Source organism: Pseudoalteromonas sp. Isolate3 (genome assembly GCF_022398505.1).
Classification (GTDB): Bacteria; Pseudomonadota; Gammaproteobacteria; order Enterobacterales; family Alteromonadaceae; genus Pseudoalteromonas; species Pseudoalteromonas apostichopi.
Genome location: NZ_JAKEVN010000256.1, coordinates 1 through 1,246, shown reverse-complemented (window position 1 = coordinate 1,246; position 1,246 = coordinate 1). Strand labels below are relative to the sequence as shown.

General features: G+C 34.3%; 1 protein-coding gene. It reads left to right on the top strand.

The genetic code is table 11. The annotated features are described in order from the left end of the window. The coding region (locus L1D46_RS20690; RefSeq protein ID WP_239978173.1) for a sensor domain-containing diguanylate cyclase at positions 1 to 1,055 on the top strand (1,055 nt) is incomplete at its 5' end. Positions 1,056 to 1,246 lie beyond the last annotated feature (191 nt).

Sequence of the window (1,246 nt, the reverse complement as noted above, 5' to 3'; positions counted from 1 at the left end):
ATATGAATCAAATGGCTAGTGATAAAAGTTGTTTAGTAGCTAATTCAAATTTAATAAGAAGGATTGCATCTAAGCGAGAGGATTTACTCACCGATACACATCGATTCATGAAAGAGATTATCCTTTTGGGACTTAATGCTTTAGATGTAAGTCGAATTTCAATTTGGATGATTGAAGATGGTAAATATTTGGAGTGTGTTTTGAATTCTGAGTGGTACTTTACGGAAGTTCCACCACAACCTCCAATCATCGAGAAAAAAAATCATCCAGAATACTTTTCTGCAATATTTTTTGGTAACTCAATAGTTGTCAATGATGCAGAAACAGATGAACGAACCAAGAGCTTTTGCGATGATTATCTCAAGCCACAGAACATTAAGTCAATGTTGGATACAATAATTTTTAAAGAAGGGTTTCCAATTGGAGTTGTATGTTGCGAGCAAGTAGGTGAATCTAGAGAGTGGTCGGTAGAAGAGGTTCATTTCACAGAAGTTTTAGCGGATTGTTGTACATATCGATTTATGGCGCGAGAACAAGCTAAACTTGAGAAGAAGCTTGAGACTTTAGCCTTTAAAGATGAGTTAACGGGTGTTCATAATCGCAGATTCTTTTTCGAATCTATAGATGTAATTTTTAATCAACATGTAAGGGAGAAACAACCTTTATCCTTTGCAATGATAGACCTTGATAATTTTAAATCAATAAACGATAAATTTGGCCATGAGGCAGGTGATTTAGTTCTTCGTAAATTCGCAGAAATTGTAAAGTCATCATTGAGAAAAAGTGATCTTTTTTGTCGTTTAGGTGGAGAAGAGTTTGTCATCGCTTTTCAAGGATTAACTTCTGATAAAGCAAAAGAAGTATTGGAGAGAATTTCAAAATCTGTTCATGACTGCTCCATAGTTTACTTAAATGCTAAGGTGAACTTTACATTTTCTGTAGGTATTAGTCAGTTGAATTATAACGAAACTATTATTGCCTCAATTAGACATGCGGATGAAGCTGTCTATCAAGCAAAAAAGAGGGGCAAAGATCAAGTGTTCATATGTAAGTAATCTGATTTGCTTTCGTGATAAGTTATAAACTTATAAAAGCCTAATTTAATCTCAATCAAAAGTAGGTCCAATATTGAAATTGGACCTACCCCAATCGTCCAAAGCTTCTGACCCTTGGATGGGGGGTCTCCACAGATGGAATGCCCTTAAAGGATAAATAATGGAAAAAATAAACATTTTTAATTTATAAC